Consider the following 14,975-nt stretch of genomic DNA (forward strand, 5'->3'; position numbering starts at 1 on the left):
TGGGTCATCTCAGCGTTCCCCCGTCACGCGCTTGCGGATGTAGTTGTTGAACAGAACCGCGATCAACAGCATGCCGCCAAGGAAGATCTGGAACCAGTCCTGATCGAAGTCTGTATAAGTGAGGCCGATGGTGACCATGCCAAAGATGATCGCGCCAAAGAATGCGCCGATGGCGGAGCCGTAGCCGCCTGTCAGCAGGCAGCCGCCGATCACTGCGGCGATGATGGCCTCGAACTCTTTCATGAAGCCGCGGCGGGCGTCGGTCGAGCCTGCATCCATCACGGTGATGATCGCAACCAGCGCGCCGCAGAGCGCCGTCACCATAAAGAGCGAGATCTTCACCTTGCGCACCGGCACACCGGAATTGGAGGCCGCGTTGCGATCGCCGCCCGAGGCAAAGATCCAATTGCCCTGCGGGGTGCGCAGCAGCACATAGGTCGCCACCAGCGCCAGCGCGATGAACCAGAGGATTTCAACCGGGACGCCGGGCACTTTTGGGGTGCCGTTCTTGAAGGTGTCGATCAGGCCGATCTGGGCAAGCCAGGCAAAGATCGGGCCGAATGCGTCGCCAGAAAACATAGGCGCAAGCCAGTCGCCCTCGATCGCATCGCGCACGCCGCGCAGCTGGGTGGAGCCGCCAGAGGCCAGTTTCAGCCCCACCAGCGACGCGCCGCGCAGGATGAACAGGAAGGCCAGTGTCACAATAAAGGAGGGCAGGCCGGTTTTCAGAACGATCACGCCATTGACCGCGCCAAGCCCAGCCGCCACCGCCAATGTCAGCGGGATCGCGAGGATCAGGGGCAGGCCAAGGGTGACGACGCAGGCGCCAAAGATCAGACCCGCAAAGGCCACCATAGAGCCGATGGAGAGGTCGAATTCACCGCCGATCATCAGCATCGCCGCACCGATGGCGAGGATGCCGAGCTGCGCCGCAGGGGTCATGAAGTTCATGATGCCCGAGAGCGTGAACATGGTGCTGTCGGCAGTGATCAAAAAGAATGTGGTGACAAGAATGACACCGGCGATGGCCCCAAGCTCCGGGCGCTTCATCAGCCGCGCGCCAAAGCCTTCTTGTTTCAGGCGTTCGTCGGTGACGGTTTGGGCCGTGTCGGCCATGGCGTGATCCTCCCTTGGGGACAAAGAAGGGCCGTGGCGCGGCGTTTGCACCACGGCCCCAAATGCGATTTAGCGTTTTAAGTGCGTGACTTAGCGGATGCCTTCAGCACTCAGCTCGACCACCTGGGCAGCTTTGTCCTGGGTGATCAGGTTGGGGCCGGAGGGAACGTTGCCGCCGGGGATCAGGCCGTAGTTGGCATTGAGCGCCAGGAACGAGACCGGCAGATAGCCTTGCAGGAATTGCTGCTGGTCGATGGCAAAGGCCGCTTCGCCTTTTGATACACTCTCAAGGAAGCTTGCCGACAGGTCAAAGGTCGCCACATTCACCTCGCCGGTGCGGCCAACGGCTGCGACGGCGCGCACGGAGGGCTCACCCACCAAGGAGGCACCAAGGCCCATCACGGTGTCGATGTCAGGGTTGGATTCCAGCGCCGCTTTGACCTTGGCTTCGACTTCGGCAGGGTCGTTCTGGGTCGGGATCACCTCGACAGAGCCGCCGAACCCGTCAGAAAAGCCCTGACAGCGCAGGTCGAGCGCCACGTTGCCCACTTCTTGGTTGACGCAGATGCCGACCGTGCCACCCATGGAGGCGAGCTTTTCACCGGCGGCCTTGCCTGCGGTGTATTCGTCCTGGCCTACGTGCAGCAGTGCGCCGAGATCCTTGGAGACGTCAGAGCCGGAGTTCATCGAGATGACTGGAATGCCAGCCTCGACCGCGCGGCGGATCGAGGGCGACAGCGCGTCGGCGTCGGGGATGGAGACCACCAGCCCGTCGGGTTCCTGATTGACGGCGGCGTCGATCAGCTGGCTCATCTGCACCATGTCAAAGGTCTCGGGCGAGCGGAAATCGACATTCGCGCCTGTGTCCTTGGCGGCCTTTTCCACGCCGTTTTTCACCACGGACCAGAATGGATCGTTGGCCTGACCATGGGCGACCACGATGATGTCCTGCGCCATGGCGGGGGCTGCGACGGCCATCCCGGCGACAACAGCTGCGGTTTTCAAGAAGTTTTTCAATTTGTCCTCCCTTAGACAAAGCCCGGTATCCCGGATTGTAGGCGCCTCGGCTCGCTGAAGGCTGAGGTGCTCCTTATGACCGGCCTCCCACCGGTCAGCGCGAAACGGTGTCGAATCGTGCTATGGAACATTTATTCCGTTTTGACGCGAGCCTGTCAAGATTCGCGTCGTTGCGAGCCGACCAGCACTGAAAGGGCGGTGGTGAGCGTGATGGAGGCGTTGAGTGCGCGAAAGCCTGCGACCTCATGTTCGTGTACGATGAGCTCCTCGCGGGCGAATTCAAACAGCGGGCATTTTTCGGAATCGCTCAGCCCGTAGACCGGAACGCCACGCTCGGCGGCCTCTCTGGCCTGCTGGATCACGTCCTCGGAGAAGGGCGCGAAGGTCACTGCAAACAGCGCATCATCGGGCGTCATCAGGGGAGGGCTGTCAAGGTGGCCAACGTCGGTATGCAAGAGAGCGGGTACATCCATCTTGCCAAGGAGATAGGACATATTGCTGACCACGGCAAAGGCGCGGCGCATACCCAATAGATGCAGAATGCGCGCCTGCGCCAAGCCGCTTGCGACACTGTTAAGTCCCTCATTTGCAACAGAATTTCCCAAGGATAGCAGTGATTTATGGCCCGCCTCGGCAAATTCTCCCAACAGCTGACCACTGCCCTGCGCCACATCGGGGCGCACCTGGGCAAGGCGCTGTTCATAGTCGGGGCGAAAGGACGTGTACTGCACCCGAAACAGCCCCTGCATTTCGGAATAGCCGCTAAAGCCAATGGCCTGACAGAACCGGATGTAGACCGAAGGCGCAACGCCCGATGCCTTGGCCATATCAGAGACCGTAGAGACCGCCACAAGATGCAGGTGACGACGGGTGAAGGATGCACATTGCTTCAGCCGCTTGGGCAGCTCATCCTGCATCTGGTCCAGCCGCTCGATGGTCTGGGTGATGTTGGTCGGGGGTGTGGCGATACCCTCGTTCTCACTCATTCAACGTCCTCTCTCTTGACAGGTTCACTGTAATCGCTCATCACCGAAAATGGAATGAAAATTCCATATGGGAGGTTTTTGTGACTCTGGGTCTTGGTTTGATCGGAACCGGCTTCATGGGCAAGGCGCATGCGCTGGCCTATGGCTCTGCCGCGGCGGTATTTGGGGATCTGGCGCCGGTGCGTCTGGCGCAATTGTGCGACACGCCCGTACAGAAGGCGCGCGATCTGGGGGCTCAGTTCGGGTTTGCCGCCGCCACCGATGACTGGCGCGCCCTGATCGCCAACCCGGAGGTCGATATTGTCTCCATCACCACACCCAATGCGTTGCATAAGGAGATGGCGCTGGCGGCGATTGCGGCCGGGAAACATGTGCATTGCGAAAAGCCACTGGCGCTGACGCTGGAGGATGCGCAGGAGATGGAAGCCGCGGCGCGTGCCGCCGGGGTGCGCACAAAGGTAGGGTATAACTACATTCATAATCCCGCAGTCAGCCATGCCCGCGCATTGATTGCCGAAGGGATGATCGGAAAGCCCGTGCATTTCCGGGGCTGGGTGGATGAGGATTATCAGGCCGACCCGGACCTGCCGTGGACATGGCGCGCCACCCGTGCGGATGCGGGGCTTGGTACGCTGGGCGATCTGGGCTGTCATCTGGTGTCGATGTCGCATGTGCTGATGGGCGAGATCGAGAGCCTGATTGCCGATACGCAGATCATCCATGAAACCCGCCCCCTGCCCGATGGAAGCGGCCGCGCAGCGGTGGAGAACGAAGACACCGCCTCGGCCATCATCCGCTATCGCAACGGGGCGCAGGGCACGCTTTGCACCTCGCGTTCGGCCTGGGGACGTAAGAACAAGCTCGACTGGGAGGTGCATGGCACCAAGGGTATGATTACCTTCAGTCAGGAGCGGCTGAATGAACTGAAGCTCTACGTCAACGAAGGCCCGCGCGCGCAGCAGGGGTTCCGCACCATTCTGACGGGGCCGGAGCATGCACCCTATGGGGCGTTCTGCCCGGCACCGGGGCATCAACTGGGCTTTGGCGATCTGAAAACCGTCGAGGTCGCGGGGTTTCTGCGTGCCATTGCGGCTGGCGAGGAGAGCTTTCCCAATTTCACCGACGCGCTGGAGTTTGAGCGCGTCATCCACGCTATCGACACTTCGGCCCGTGAGGGCCGCCGCGTCACCCTGTGACGCCAGCACAAAAGGAATACGCCTATGAAAGTCGCATTGTTTGGCGCGGGCCGCATCGGCAAGGTCCATGCCGCCTCCATCAAGATGGATCCGCGCTCGGAGCTGGTTGCAGTTACTGACGTTATGGCCGAGGTCGCCGAGGCGCTTGCGCAGGAGCATGGCATCGCGGTGCGCACACCGGAAGAGATCTTTGCCGATGCGAGCATTGACGCGATCCTGATTGCCTCCTCGACCAACACGCATTCCGACCTGATCGAGGCGGGCGTGAAGGCGGGCAAAGCGATCTTTTGCGAAAAGCCCATTGATCTGTCGCTGGAGCGCGCGCTTCAGGTTCGCCAGATTGCCGCCAGCCACGACAAGCCGATGATGATGGGCTTCAACCGCCGCTTTGACCCGAACTTTGCCGCCGTCAAGGCCGCGCTGGACGCGGGCGAGGTCGGCAAGGGCGAGATGCTGGCGGTGACCTCCTATGACCCTGCGCCGCCGCCGGTGAGCTATATCAAGGTTTCTGGCGGTCTGTACCGGGACATGATGATCCATGATTTCGACATGTGTTCGTTCCTGTTTGGGATGCCGGTGAGCGTGATGGCGCATGGGTCGTGCCTTGTCGATCCGGAGATCGGCGCGGCGGGCGATGTCGACACCGCCGTTGTGGTGCTGACCTATGCGGACGGGCGCATCGCCACCATCCGCAATTCGCGCCGCGCGCCCTACGGCTATGACCAGCGGGTGGAGGTTCTGGGCTCCGAGGGTACGCTGGCCGCCGAGAATGAGGTTGAAAACACCGTGGTGAAATCGACCACCGCCGGGGTGCAGTCGGCCAAGCCCGTCTATTTCTTCCTTGAACGCTACATGCGCGCCTATGCGATCGAGTGGTCTGCCTTTGTCGATGCGGTGGTTGCGGGCGCGCCGGTGCCCGCATCGATACAGGACGGCGTCAATGCGCTGGCGCTGGCCGAGGCGGCGAACCGTTCGCTGGCCGAGGGGCGTCCGGTGGCGATTACTTCCGATCTGATCGGAGGCTGATCCATGGCGTTTACCCTTGCCGCCTGCGCCGAGATGCTCTGGCAGGACAAACCGATCGAGTGGCGCTGCGCGCAGCTGCACGAGATGGGGTTTCAGGTTGGGCTGTGGAACTGGCCCGACCATGATCTGAAGAAGCTGGAGGCCTCTGGCGCGGTGTTCTCGATCATGAATGGCTACCTTGAGGGGCGGCTGTCGGATGATGCGGGCGCAGATATGCTGCTGGCCTCGGCACGGGAAACGGCGCTGGTGGGCAAGCGGCTGGGCGTAGCGCGGCTGAACCTGCATGGCACCGGGCTGGGTGAAGGCGGACGGCCAAAGCTGGCCGAAGTGGCGACGCCGCTGAAATGGGTCAAGGCCATCGACACGCTGCACCGGATCTGTGATCTGGCCGAAGAGCTGGACGTGCAGTTCACGTTGGAGAACCTGAACCTGCCGGTGGACCACGCGGGCGTGCCTTTCGCACGGGCCGAAGAGACGCTGGCCTTGGTCTCGGCGGTGAACCGGCCTCAGTTGCGCCTGAACCTCGACCTCTATCATGCGCAGATTGGCGAGGGGAACCTGATCGAGCTGTGTCAGGCCTGCCTGCCGTGGATCGGAGAGATTCAGGTCGCCGATGTGCCGGGGCGGTGCGAGCCGGGCACGGGCGAGATCAACTACGCCGGGGTTGCGCGCGCCTTGCAGAACATGGGCTATGACGGCCCGGTGGCGATGGAGGCCTTTGCGGCGGGCGATGAACTGGCGGCGCTGGATGCGTTTCGCGCGGCCTTTACACTAGCTTAGCGCATCAATCCTGCGGGAACAAAAAACGCGCCCTCTTGGGGCGCGTTTTCGTATTCAGCCATGATGAGGCGGATCAGACGCCAGCGTCGACGATTGCCTTGGCGAGGATCGGCACGGTCTGTGCGTTGAGGCCTGCGATATTGAGGCGGCTGTCACCGACCATGTAGATGCCTGCATCCACACGCATTTTCTCCACCAGCTCCGGCGTGGTGCCAAGCAGAGAGAACATGCCGCGGTGCTCTGCGATAAAGCCGAAACGGTCAGATCCGGTCAGGCGCTGCAACTCGTCCGCGAGCTGCTGACGCAGGGCGAGCATGCCCAAACGGGTTTCTTCCAGTTCCTTCTGCCAGTCCGCGCGCAATTCAGGATCGTTCAGGATCGTGGTCACAACGCGCGCGCCGTGATCGGGCGGGAAGGAGTAGTTCTGACGGTTCAGATAGGCGAGTGTCTTTTGGTTCAGACCTTCTGCATCGCCCTGCTGGCTGATCGCCATCAACAGGCCGGTGCGTTCGCGGTAGATGCCGAAGTTCTTGGAGCAGCTTGCCGCAATCAGGCATTCCGGCACCGAGGAGGCCACGAGGCGCACGCCAGCGGCGTCTTCTTCCAGACCGTCGCCAAAGCCCTGATAGGCGATGTCGATCATCGGGATCAGGCCGCGCTCGTTGAGCAATTCAACCACGGCTTTCCACTGGGTGAGGTTCAGGTTGGCACCCGTCGGGTTGTGGCAGCAGCCGTGCAGCAGCACCACGTCGCCTTCTTTTGCGCCTTTGAGATCCTCGATCATACCGTCGAAGTTCACGGCACGAGTCTCTGCGTCAAAGTAGCGGTAAACCACGGTCTCGATGCCGACGTATTTCAGGATCGACACGTGGTTCGGCCATGTGGGATCGGACACAAAGACGCGCGCATTGGGGTTGGCCATCTTGATGAGTTCAAAGGCCTGACGCACCGCGCCGGTGCCGCCGGGGGTGGCGACGGCGGCGATTTTGCTGCGCTCGACTGCTGTATCGAGGATCAGACCGATCATTGCGTCGGCATAGGCGGGATCGCCTGCGAGGCCGGTGTAGGCCTTGGTGGCTTGCTCGTCGATGATGCGCTGTTCTGCGGCCTTTACGGCGCGCATCACCGGGGTCACACCCTCGGCGTTCTTGTAGACACCTACACCCAGATCGACCTTCTGGTCCCGCGGATCATCGCGGTACATCTGCATCAGCGCCAGAATCTTGTCGGCAGGCTGGGGTTTCAGGTTCTCGAACATGTCTTAGTTGTCTCCGGTTGCAACGGGAAGAGTGGGGAAGGCGCCCCATTCGCTCCATGAGCCGTCATAGAGCGCGTGATCGTGCTTGCCCATGCGCTCCATGGCGAGGCTGAGCACGGCGGCGGTGACGCCCGATCCGCAAGAGGTAATGGCAGGCTTCGTGAGGTCAACACCAGCGCTTTCAAAGATGGAGCGCAAGGTGTCCGGGTCTTTCATGGTGCCGTCGTCATTGAGCAATGTGGTGAAGGGCACATTCTTAGAGCCGGGAATATGGCCTGCGCGCATACCGGGCCGGGGTTCGGGGGCTTCGCCGCGGAACCGGTCCGCCGCGCGGGCGTCGATAATTTCGTGATCGCCGAGTTTGGCGGCAGAGGACACTTGTGTCACATCGCGCACCAGCTGGTTTTGTACCCGCACCGTCATGTGGCGGTCGCGGATCACCGGCGGCAGATCCTCCAGCGGGCGGCCCTCTGCGGTCCATTTTGGCAGACCGCCATCCAGTACGGCCACATTGACCTGACCCATCAGGCGGAAGAGCCACCAGACACGGGCGGCGGAAAACAGGCCCGCGCCATCATAGACCACCACCTGATGCCCGTCGCCGACGCCCATGGCGCGCAGGCGGGACATGAATTTTTCAACCGGGGGGGCCATATGCGGCAGATCGGAGCGATGATCAGAGATATCGTCGATATCAAAGAAGCGCGCGCCGGGGATGTGCCCCGCGTCATACTCTGCCTTAGCATCGCGTTCCATCTGCGGCAGATACCAAGACGCATCGAGAATCCGCAAATCGGGGTCCTTTAGATGCGCGGCCAGCCAGTCGGTGGAAACCAGGGTTTTCGGATCGTCCATACTCAACGCCTCCCGGGACTTGCGTTGGCAAAATGCCTACTACCCGCGCCCCGGTCGTGCAAGGCCGCTTGCCATGCTTTCACGCAGGCGGCCCCGGTTGTGCGATGAAATACCGGTTTTGCGCCGTGTTTACCCCACAACGCGCAGGGCAGGTGCGCCGCGCAGCCGTTGCCGCGCGCCCGAAGGAAAGCGATCTGCAAATGACAGACCGGCGCGGATGAGGTCGGGGTCCATTTGCCCGTGGGTCAGGGCCTCGACCGCGTCGCGCGCCTTGGCGGTATTGTCGCGGCGCATGTGGTGCAGCATGGCGATAAACTGCGCTTCATCGGCGCTGAGCAAGTCGCGGGTATCCAGATCAAGCGGATCATTGGAGCTGAAATCGCCGCTTCTGAGTTCAAGCACCTCGCGCACCACGGGCCACAAGGTATGGGCAACCGCCAGACCATGTGCCTCGCCCCAGTTTTCAGCCGCAATGATAAAGGCGCGGTGCCACGCTTGACTGCCCGGCGCGTTGGCCGCCGTAACAAAGTGGCGCATGATCGACACCAGCCGGGTCTCAAACGGATCAAAGCCAAAAGCCACCAGCGGGGCCTGCGCCAGTTCGGGAGTGAGAGGAACCTGAAGTGTCATAATCTGCGCCTTTTACCTGTCCGCCCGCAGCGGTCGCATCAGGGATGCGGTCGGGCTGTTCACATTCTGACCGGGCAAAAAAGGCTGGGCGCTATTTCCTTAGTTATTTTGTCGGATATTGGCAAGAGGCAAAAAAAACACCGCAGGGCAAGAGGCTCTGCGGTGCATCTTCGGCGTCAGACGGTGCTGAGGCGAGCGGGGTGCCCTCTCAGTAGCGCGGATCGTCGCTGTCGTCGTCTTCGTCCTCATCGCTGCTGGCGGGGAGGTTGAAGAAGCTGTCGGCGTCGACGATTTCGTCTTCTTTTTTGTCCTCGTCATCGGAGGAGCCAAGCGTAAAGGTCTCAAGCCCCTCAATGGCGGTAGGGATCTTGGGCTCTGCGTCCATTTCCAGCGATTGTTCGGTGGAGACCAGTTTGCGGCGCTCGTCGTCGCTCATCACGCCACCTTCGGCAGCGCGTTTCTTGGCGGCTTTTTGCACGGCGGCATCCAGTTCGGACTGTTTACACAGGCCAAGGGCCACCGGGTCAATCGGCTCCATGTTGGCGATGTTCCAGTGGGTGCGCTCGCGGATCGACTGAATGGTCGGCTTGGTGGTGCCCACCAGCTTGGCGATTTGGGCATCGGCCAGCTCGGGGTGGAATTTCACCAGCCAGAGAATCGAGTTCGGGCGGTCCTGGCGTTTGGACAGCGGGGTGTAGCGCGGGCCACGGCGCTTTTCTTCGCCTGCGGCTGCGGCGTTGAACTTCAGCTTCAGCTTATGCAGCGGGTTGTTTTCCGCTGTGTTGATCTCGTCCTGCGTCAGCTGGTTGTTGGCAATCGGGTCAAAGCCCTTCACGCCAGCAGCCACATCGCCATCTGCGATGCCCTGAATTTCAAGCTCGTGCATGCCAACGAAATCGGCGATCTGCTTGAAGCTGATCGTGGTATTGTCCACCAGCCACACGGCGGTCGCCTTGGCCATCAACGGTTTTGCCATGTGCTTTACTCCTTCGAAACACGTCTGCCCCCGACGGTGTGACCGGACAACCTGCGGATAAACCTCTCCCGTCGCCTTAGATCGGCTTCCCCGGAGCTTCGGGGCGGGTTTCCGTTGTCGGGGAACTTCAGGTCTATATAGTCGCCTCGAAACCATAAGGAAAGAGGCGAATGCGGGGAGTTTTGTTCACAATATTAGCGGCTGCGGGGCTCTTGGGTGGTGTGGCGCAGGCCGAAGGTGAGCGAGCGGGTGAGTTTGACTATTACGTGCTGGCGTTGAGTTGGTCGCCCAATTGGTGCGCGATTGAGGGCGACGCCAAGAGATCAGAGCAATGCGATGAGCGGTATGATTACGGCTGGACGTTGCACGGGCTGTGGCCGCAGTTTCATCGCGGCTGGCCCAGCTATTGCCGCACCAAAGAGGCGCCGCCGCGCCGGCGTCAGACCAGCGAGATGAGCGATATCATGGGCACATCGGGGCTGGCGTGGCATCAGTGGAAGAAACACGGAACCTGCAGCGGTCTGTCGGCGCAGGGCTATTTCGACCTATCGCGTGAAGCCTACGCAAAAATCACCCGCCCTGAGGTGTTCCGCCGTCTCGACAAGGCGGTGAAACTGCCTGCCTCCGTTGTGGAAGAGGCGTTCCTGAAGGCCAATCCAACACTTACGGCCGACAGTCTTACGATCACCTGTCGCGATGGGTTCATACAAGAAGCGCGGGTCTGTCTGTCGCGTGATCTGGAGCCGGTGCCCTGCGGACGGGATGTTATCAAGGACTGCACCTTGCCCAACGCGGTGTTCGAGCCGGTGCGCTAACACGCTGAAGACAATGAAAAACGCGGCCCCGAAGAGCCGCGTTTTTTGGTCTTTATCGGGCTGAGGGTCAGCTGGCTTTGAACTCCGGGTAGGCGTCCATGCCAAGCTCCGCCATGTCGAGGCCGTTGATCTCGTCTTCTTCGGTCACGCGGATGCCCATGGTGGATTTCAGGATCATCCAGACCACGCCGGAGACCACGAAGGTAAAGGCACCGATGGCTGCAAAGCCGATGATCTGGGTCACAAAGGACGTGTCGGCGGTATAGAAGGGAACCGCAAAGGTGCCCCAGAAACCGGCCAGAAGGTGAACCGGGATCGCACCCACCACATCGTCGATCTGCATCTTGTCGAGCATCGGCACGGCGAAGACCACGATCACACCACCCACGGCACCAATCCACAGCGCGCCAAACAGCGTCGGATCAAGCGGACCTGCGGTGATGGAGACCAGACCGGCCAGCGCGCCGTTCAGGATCATGGTCAGGTCAGGCTTTTTGAACAGCAGTTGCGTCAGCAGCAGCGCGGTGACGGCCCCCGCCGCAGCGGCCATATTGGTGTTGGCAAAGATACGGGACACATCAGTCACATCGCCTACGGTGCCCATCGCCAGTTGCGAGCCACCGTTAAAGCCGAACCAGCCGAGCCACAGGATGAATGTCCCCAACGTGGCCAGAGCAAGGTTGGAACCGGGCATCGGAACGGTGCGGCCATCTTTGTATTTGCCAATCCGCGGACCGAGGATCAGGGCACCGGCGAGGGCGGCAAAACCACCAGCGGCATGCACCAGAGTAGAGCCTGCAAAGTCAGAAAAGCCCATCTCGGAGAGGAAGCCGCCGCCCCACTGCCAAGACGCCTCGATCGGATAGATCACACCGGTGAGGATCGCGACAAAGATCAGGAAGGGCCAGAGCTTGATCCGCTCGGCCAATGTGCCAGACACAATAGATGCGGTGGTTGCGCAGAACATCAGCTGAAAGAAGAAGTCAGACCCGGCGGAGGCATAATCAAGCGCTGCAGCATCCGCGCCAAGGCCCACAGGCTCCAGCGAGGTGACCGCAAAGAGCGGGCCGAGTACGCCCGGAACAATCCAGCCTTCGCCCGGATACATCAGGTTAAAGCCGATCAGCCAGTACATGATTGCGGCAATGGAGAAGAGCGCCACGTTCTTGGTGAGCTGCATGGTCACGTTTTTGGAGCGCACGAGGCCTGCTTCGAGCATGGCAAAGCCTGCGGCCATCCAGAAGACCAGAAATCCGCCGATCAGGAACAGGAGCGTGGTGAAGATATAGGGGGTGATGTCTGGTGTCTCTGCTGCGGCGTCCTGCGCGAAGGCCAGACCCGGCAGGGTCGCCAGCGCCGTGGCGGCGAGTGTCACTGTCAGTTTCTTCATTTTATTTGGCTTTCCTTTGCGAAAGGCGCGTTAGAGCGCGTCTTGATTGGTTTCGCCGGTGCGCACACGCACGGCTTGGCCGACATCCAGAACGAAGATCTTGCCATCGCCGATCTTGCCGGTGCGGGCGGTCTGGGTGATGGTCTCGACGACCTGATCTGCGAGGTCGGAGGGCACCACGATTTCGAGCTTCACCTTGGGGACGAAGTTCACCTCGTATTCGGCCCCGCGGTAGATCTCGGTGTGACCCGCCTGCGCGCCAAAGCCCTTGATTTCGGTTACCATCAAACCTGACACCCCAAGAGCGGTCAGCGCCTCGCGGACCTCTTCGAGTTTGAAGGGTTTGATGGCTGCAATGATCAATTTCATCTCGTCACCCTTTCCCGGGCCCTGCGCCCGCTGTTTGCAGGTGCAGAAGATCGCTCCTCTCGAGTCGTGGGAACGCGGGACTGGGGTCAAGACGCCTGCTTTATGGGCTTCGGCTGAATAATTTCGCTGAAAAAAGGAGCTTTGCTTGTTATTTAGGCGCGATTTAGATGGGGTTTGGCGGAAAACCGCCTCTCTACATCCTGAGCCAGAGCCGCTATTCTGTGCAAAACAGGCAGGGCGTAAGTCCGCCAAGACCTAAGAGACGAGCAGTCAGAACAGGATTTTCAGTATGACGCAGGGGCGCAATTCCGGGCGCGGAACTTCTGGTCGCGGGCGTGGCCCGCTGGTTGCGGAAAAACGCAACGTGGGCGGGGCAACACGCAAACCGGCAAAAAAGGCAACAAAGACGCGCACACCGCGCAAGGCCAAGCGCGGCTGGAGCCTGTTTGGACGCCGCAAGACAAAGCGTGCCGCGCCCCGCAAGCGCGGCCTCATTGGCTGGCTCTTGATGCCGTTTCAGATCGTGTTGCGCGTTGTCTGGGCGGTGAGCTGGCGTATGGGGGTTGTTGGCGGCATCTTCTTGGCGGGCGCGGTGGCCTATCATTATTCCAAGCTGCCCGAGTATCAGGCGCTGCTGGATGGCCGTCATCAAGGCTCGGTGACGCTTTTGGACCGCGAGGGCAAAACATTTGCGTGGCGCGGCGATCAGTTCGGCGGCGTGGTGACGGCGGATACGGTCTCTCCCCATCTGAAAAACGCGATTGTCGCCACCGAGGATAAACGGTTCTACCGCCACTTTGGGATCTCGCCACGCGGTATTGCCAGTGCGGTGCGTATCAACCTGAGCGAAGGTCGCGGGCCCTTGTCGGGTCACGGCGGGTCAACGATCACCCAGCAGACTGCCAAGCTGATGTGTCTGGGTGTGCAATATGACCCCACCGTCTGGGAGAGCGAAGCCGCTTATGAGAGCGATTGCCGCCAGTCTTCGCTGTGGCGCAAGGCCAAGGAAGCCATCTTTGCGATGGCAATGGAGGCCAAATACACCAAGAACGAGGTCCTCTCGATCTATATGAACCGCGCCTATATGGGCGGCGGGGCCCATGGTGTAGAGGCCGCGTCTCAGCGCTATTTCGGCAAATCCGCAAATCAGGTGAACCCGCCTGAGGCCGCGATGCTGGCGGGTCTGCTGACCGCACCTTCGACGCTGGCACCGACCAATAACATCGAGCGGTCGCGCAATCGCGCCGCCACGGTGCTGCGCCTGATGGAAGAACAGGGCTATCTGAGCGAACAAGAGCGCCAGATGGCGGCGGCCAACCCAGCAGAACTCAGCGAGGCGGCAGCAGCGCGGGCCGGTGGTTATTTCGCGGATTGGATCATGGACACGGTGCCAAGCTACCTTGGCGATCAAACCACAGAGGATGTGGTGATCCGCACCACGCTTGATCAGCGCCTGCAGCAGGCGGCTGAAGATGCGGTGACCTTTGTGTTTGAAAACAAGGTGCGTGAGGGCTCCAAGGCACAGGCGGCCGTGGTTGTAATGAGCGCCGATGGCGCGGTGCGGGCCATGGTGGGGGGGCGCAAAGTGCGGGCCTCTGGGGTGTTCAACCGCGCGACACAGGCGAAACGTCAGACCGGATCGGCGTTTAAACCCTTTGTCTATGCGGCTGCGCTGGAGCTTGGCTATTCGCCATATGACCGGGTTTTGGACGCAGAATACTGCATCGATATTCCGGGATCTGGCCCGTGGTGCCCGCAAAACTACACCCGCAAGCACTATGGCGAGATCACACTGGCCCGTGCGTTGCGCGATTCTCTCAACATTCCGGCGGTCAAAGTCTCTGAGGCCGTGGGGCGCGACAAGGTGCGTCTGGTTGCTGGAGAGTTCGGCATCGACAGCGATCTGGCCGATGGGCCGTCGCTGGCGCTGGGGGCGTCCGAGAGCACCCTGTTGGAAATGACGGGCGCCTATGCGGGCATTCTGAACGGTGGCTCATCGGTGACGCCTTACGGTGTGGATGCGCTGACCTTGGTGGGCGATTCAGAGCCTTTGATGGGTGCTTCTGGCGGGATGGGAGAACGGGTGATCCGCCCCGTCGCCGCACAAGAGCTGATCTGGATGATGGAAAAAGTTATCTCAGAAGGCACTGGACGCCGCGCGCAGATTCCCGGCTGGCAGGCGGCTGGTAAATCCGGCACCACATCGGCAGCGAAAGATGCATGGTTCATTGGCTTCACTGCCGATTACGTCGCCGGGGTCTGGATGGGCTATGATGACAACACGCCGCTGACCGGTGTGACCGGTGGTGGTCTGCCCGCAGAGATCTGGCGCGAAACCATGGTGCGTGTCCACAAAGGGTTGGAGCCGCAACCGCTTCCGATGAAAGCACCAGAGCCAATCGCTGTGCCAGAGCCGCAACCCCAGCCGCAACGCCGCAATGGTGGCGGCGGTCTTGGCCGCGAGATTGAACGCACACTCAATGGCGTGTTGCAGGATATTTTTGGCAACTGATGCTCAGGTTTGTGTCGCCCGGTGCGTCTCTGCGCATCGGGCGTCATGT

At 61.1% G+C, this 14,975-nt stretch carries 14 protein-coding genes; 5 read left to right on the forward strand and 9 right to left on the reverse strand.

From position 1 onward, the window contains the following. Positions 1-9: 9 nt before the first annotated feature. From UB90_RS15785 to UB90_RS15795, 3 genes are all read right to left on the reverse strand, one after another. Positions 10-1,116 (reverse strand): ABC transporter permease, encoded by a 1,107-nt coding sequence (locus UB90_RS15785; RefSeq protein ID WP_065326318.1) that lies wholly within the window; start codon positions 1,114-1,116, stop codon positions 10-12. Positions 1,117-1,206: 90 nt separating this feature from the next. Then, positions 1,207-2,133, reverse strand: a complete 927-nt coding sequence (locus tag UB90_RS15790) for a sugar ABC transporter substrate-binding protein (protein ID WP_204161379.1) — start codon at positions 2,131-2,133, stop codon at positions 1,207-1,209. A gap of 155 nt (positions 2,134-2,288) precedes the next feature. After that, positions 2,289-3,119, reverse strand: a complete 831-nt coding sequence (locus UB90_RS15795) for a MurR/RpiR family transcriptional regulator (RefSeq protein WP_065326317.1) — start codon at positions 3,117-3,119, stop codon at positions 2,289-2,291. 80 nt (positions 3,120-3,199) lie between these two features. On the opposite strand from UB90_RS15795, the gene UB90_RS15800 reads away from it, so the two are divergent. Genes UB90_RS15800 through UB90_RS15810 form a run of 3 tightly spaced genes read left to right on the forward strand, consistent with a single transcriptional unit; the run spans position 3,200 to position 6,121 of the window. Then, entirely contained in the window at positions 3,200-4,315 is a 1,116-nt protein-coding gene (locus tag UB90_RS15800; RefSeq protein ID WP_074712515.1) for a Gfo/Idh/MocA family protein, read from the forward strand. Between the two features lie 24 nt (positions 4,316-4,339). Then, positions 4,340-5,341 (forward strand): inositol 2-dehydrogenase, encoded by a 1,002-nt coding sequence (gene iolG / locus UB90_RS15805; RefSeq protein ID WP_065326316.1) that lies wholly within the window; start codon positions 4,340-4,342, stop codon positions 5,339-5,341. A gap of 3 nt (positions 5,342-5,344) precedes the next feature. Then, positions 5,345-6,121, forward strand: a complete 777-nt coding sequence (locus UB90_RS15810) for a TIM barrel protein (protein ID WP_065326315.1) — start codon at positions 5,345-5,347, stop codon at positions 6,119-6,121. Positions 6,122-6,194: 73 nt separating this feature from the next. Here the strand turns inward: UB90_RS15810 and UB90_RS15815 are convergent, their stop codons facing one another. The 4 genes from UB90_RS15815 to UB90_RS15830 all read right to left on the reverse strand — a co-directional run bounded on the left by UB90_RS15815 (position 6,195) and on the right by UB90_RS15830 (position 9,840). Further along, positions 6,195-7,379, reverse strand: coding sequence for an amino acid aminotransferase (locus UB90_RS15815; RefSeq protein WP_065326314.1), 1,185 nt, complete (start codon positions 7,377-7,379; stop codon positions 6,195-6,197). Positions 7,380-7,382: 3 nt separating this feature from the next. After that, positions 7,383-8,234, reverse strand: a complete 852-nt coding sequence (gene sseA / locus UB90_RS15820; RefSeq protein WP_065326313.1) for a 3-mercaptopyruvate sulfurtransferase — start codon at positions 8,232-8,234, stop codon at positions 7,383-7,385. 129 nt (positions 8,235-8,363) lie between these two features. Continuing rightward, on the reverse strand, positions 8,364-8,864 hold the full coding sequence (locus UB90_RS15825; RefSeq protein ID WP_009177816.1) for a hypothetical protein: 501 nt from the start codon (positions 8,862-8,864) through the stop codon (positions 8,364-8,366). A 208-nt stretch (positions 8,865-9,072) separates the two neighbouring features. Then, on the reverse strand, positions 9,073-9,840 hold the full coding sequence (locus UB90_RS15830) for a DUF1013 domain-containing protein (RefSeq protein WP_009177891.1): 768 nt from the start codon (positions 9,838-9,840) through the stop codon (positions 9,073-9,075). Between the two features lie 170 nt (positions 9,841-10,010). Between UB90_RS15830 and UB90_RS15835 the strand changes: the two genes are divergently transcribed. After that, positions 10,011-10,655, forward strand: coding sequence for a ribonuclease T2 family protein (locus UB90_RS15835; protein WP_065326312.1), 645 nt, complete (start codon positions 10,011-10,013; stop codon positions 10,653-10,655). A 67-nt stretch (positions 10,656-10,722) separates the two neighbouring features. Here UB90_RS15835 and UB90_RS15840 read toward each other — a convergent pair whose 3' ends face one another. Beyond that, complete coding sequence (locus UB90_RS15840; protein ID WP_005631751.1) at positions 10,723-12,045, reverse strand: ammonium transporter; 1,323 nt, start codon at positions 12,043-12,045, stop codon at positions 10,723-10,725. Between the two features lie 30 nt (positions 12,046-12,075). Further along, positions 12,076-12,414, reverse strand: coding sequence for a P-II family nitrogen regulator (locus UB90_RS15845; protein ID WP_065321123.1), 339 nt, complete (start codon positions 12,412-12,414; stop codon positions 12,076-12,078). A gap of 289 nt (positions 12,415-12,703) precedes the next feature. On the opposite strand from UB90_RS15845, the gene UB90_RS15850 reads away from it, so the two are divergent. Next, the gene (locus UB90_RS15850; RefSeq protein WP_065326311.1) at positions 12,704-14,926 is read left to right on the forward strand and encodes a transglycosylase domain-containing protein; all 2,223 of its coding nucleotides are present in this window, start codon (positions 12,704-12,706) and stop codon (positions 14,924-14,926) included. The last annotated feature ends 49 nt before the right edge of the window (positions 14,927-14,975 follow it).

It is taken from the genome of Tritonibacter mobilis (genome assembly GCF_001681715.1).
Classification (GTDB): Bacteria; Pseudomonadota; Alphaproteobacteria; order Rhodobacterales; family Rhodobacteraceae; genus Epibacterium; species Epibacterium mobile.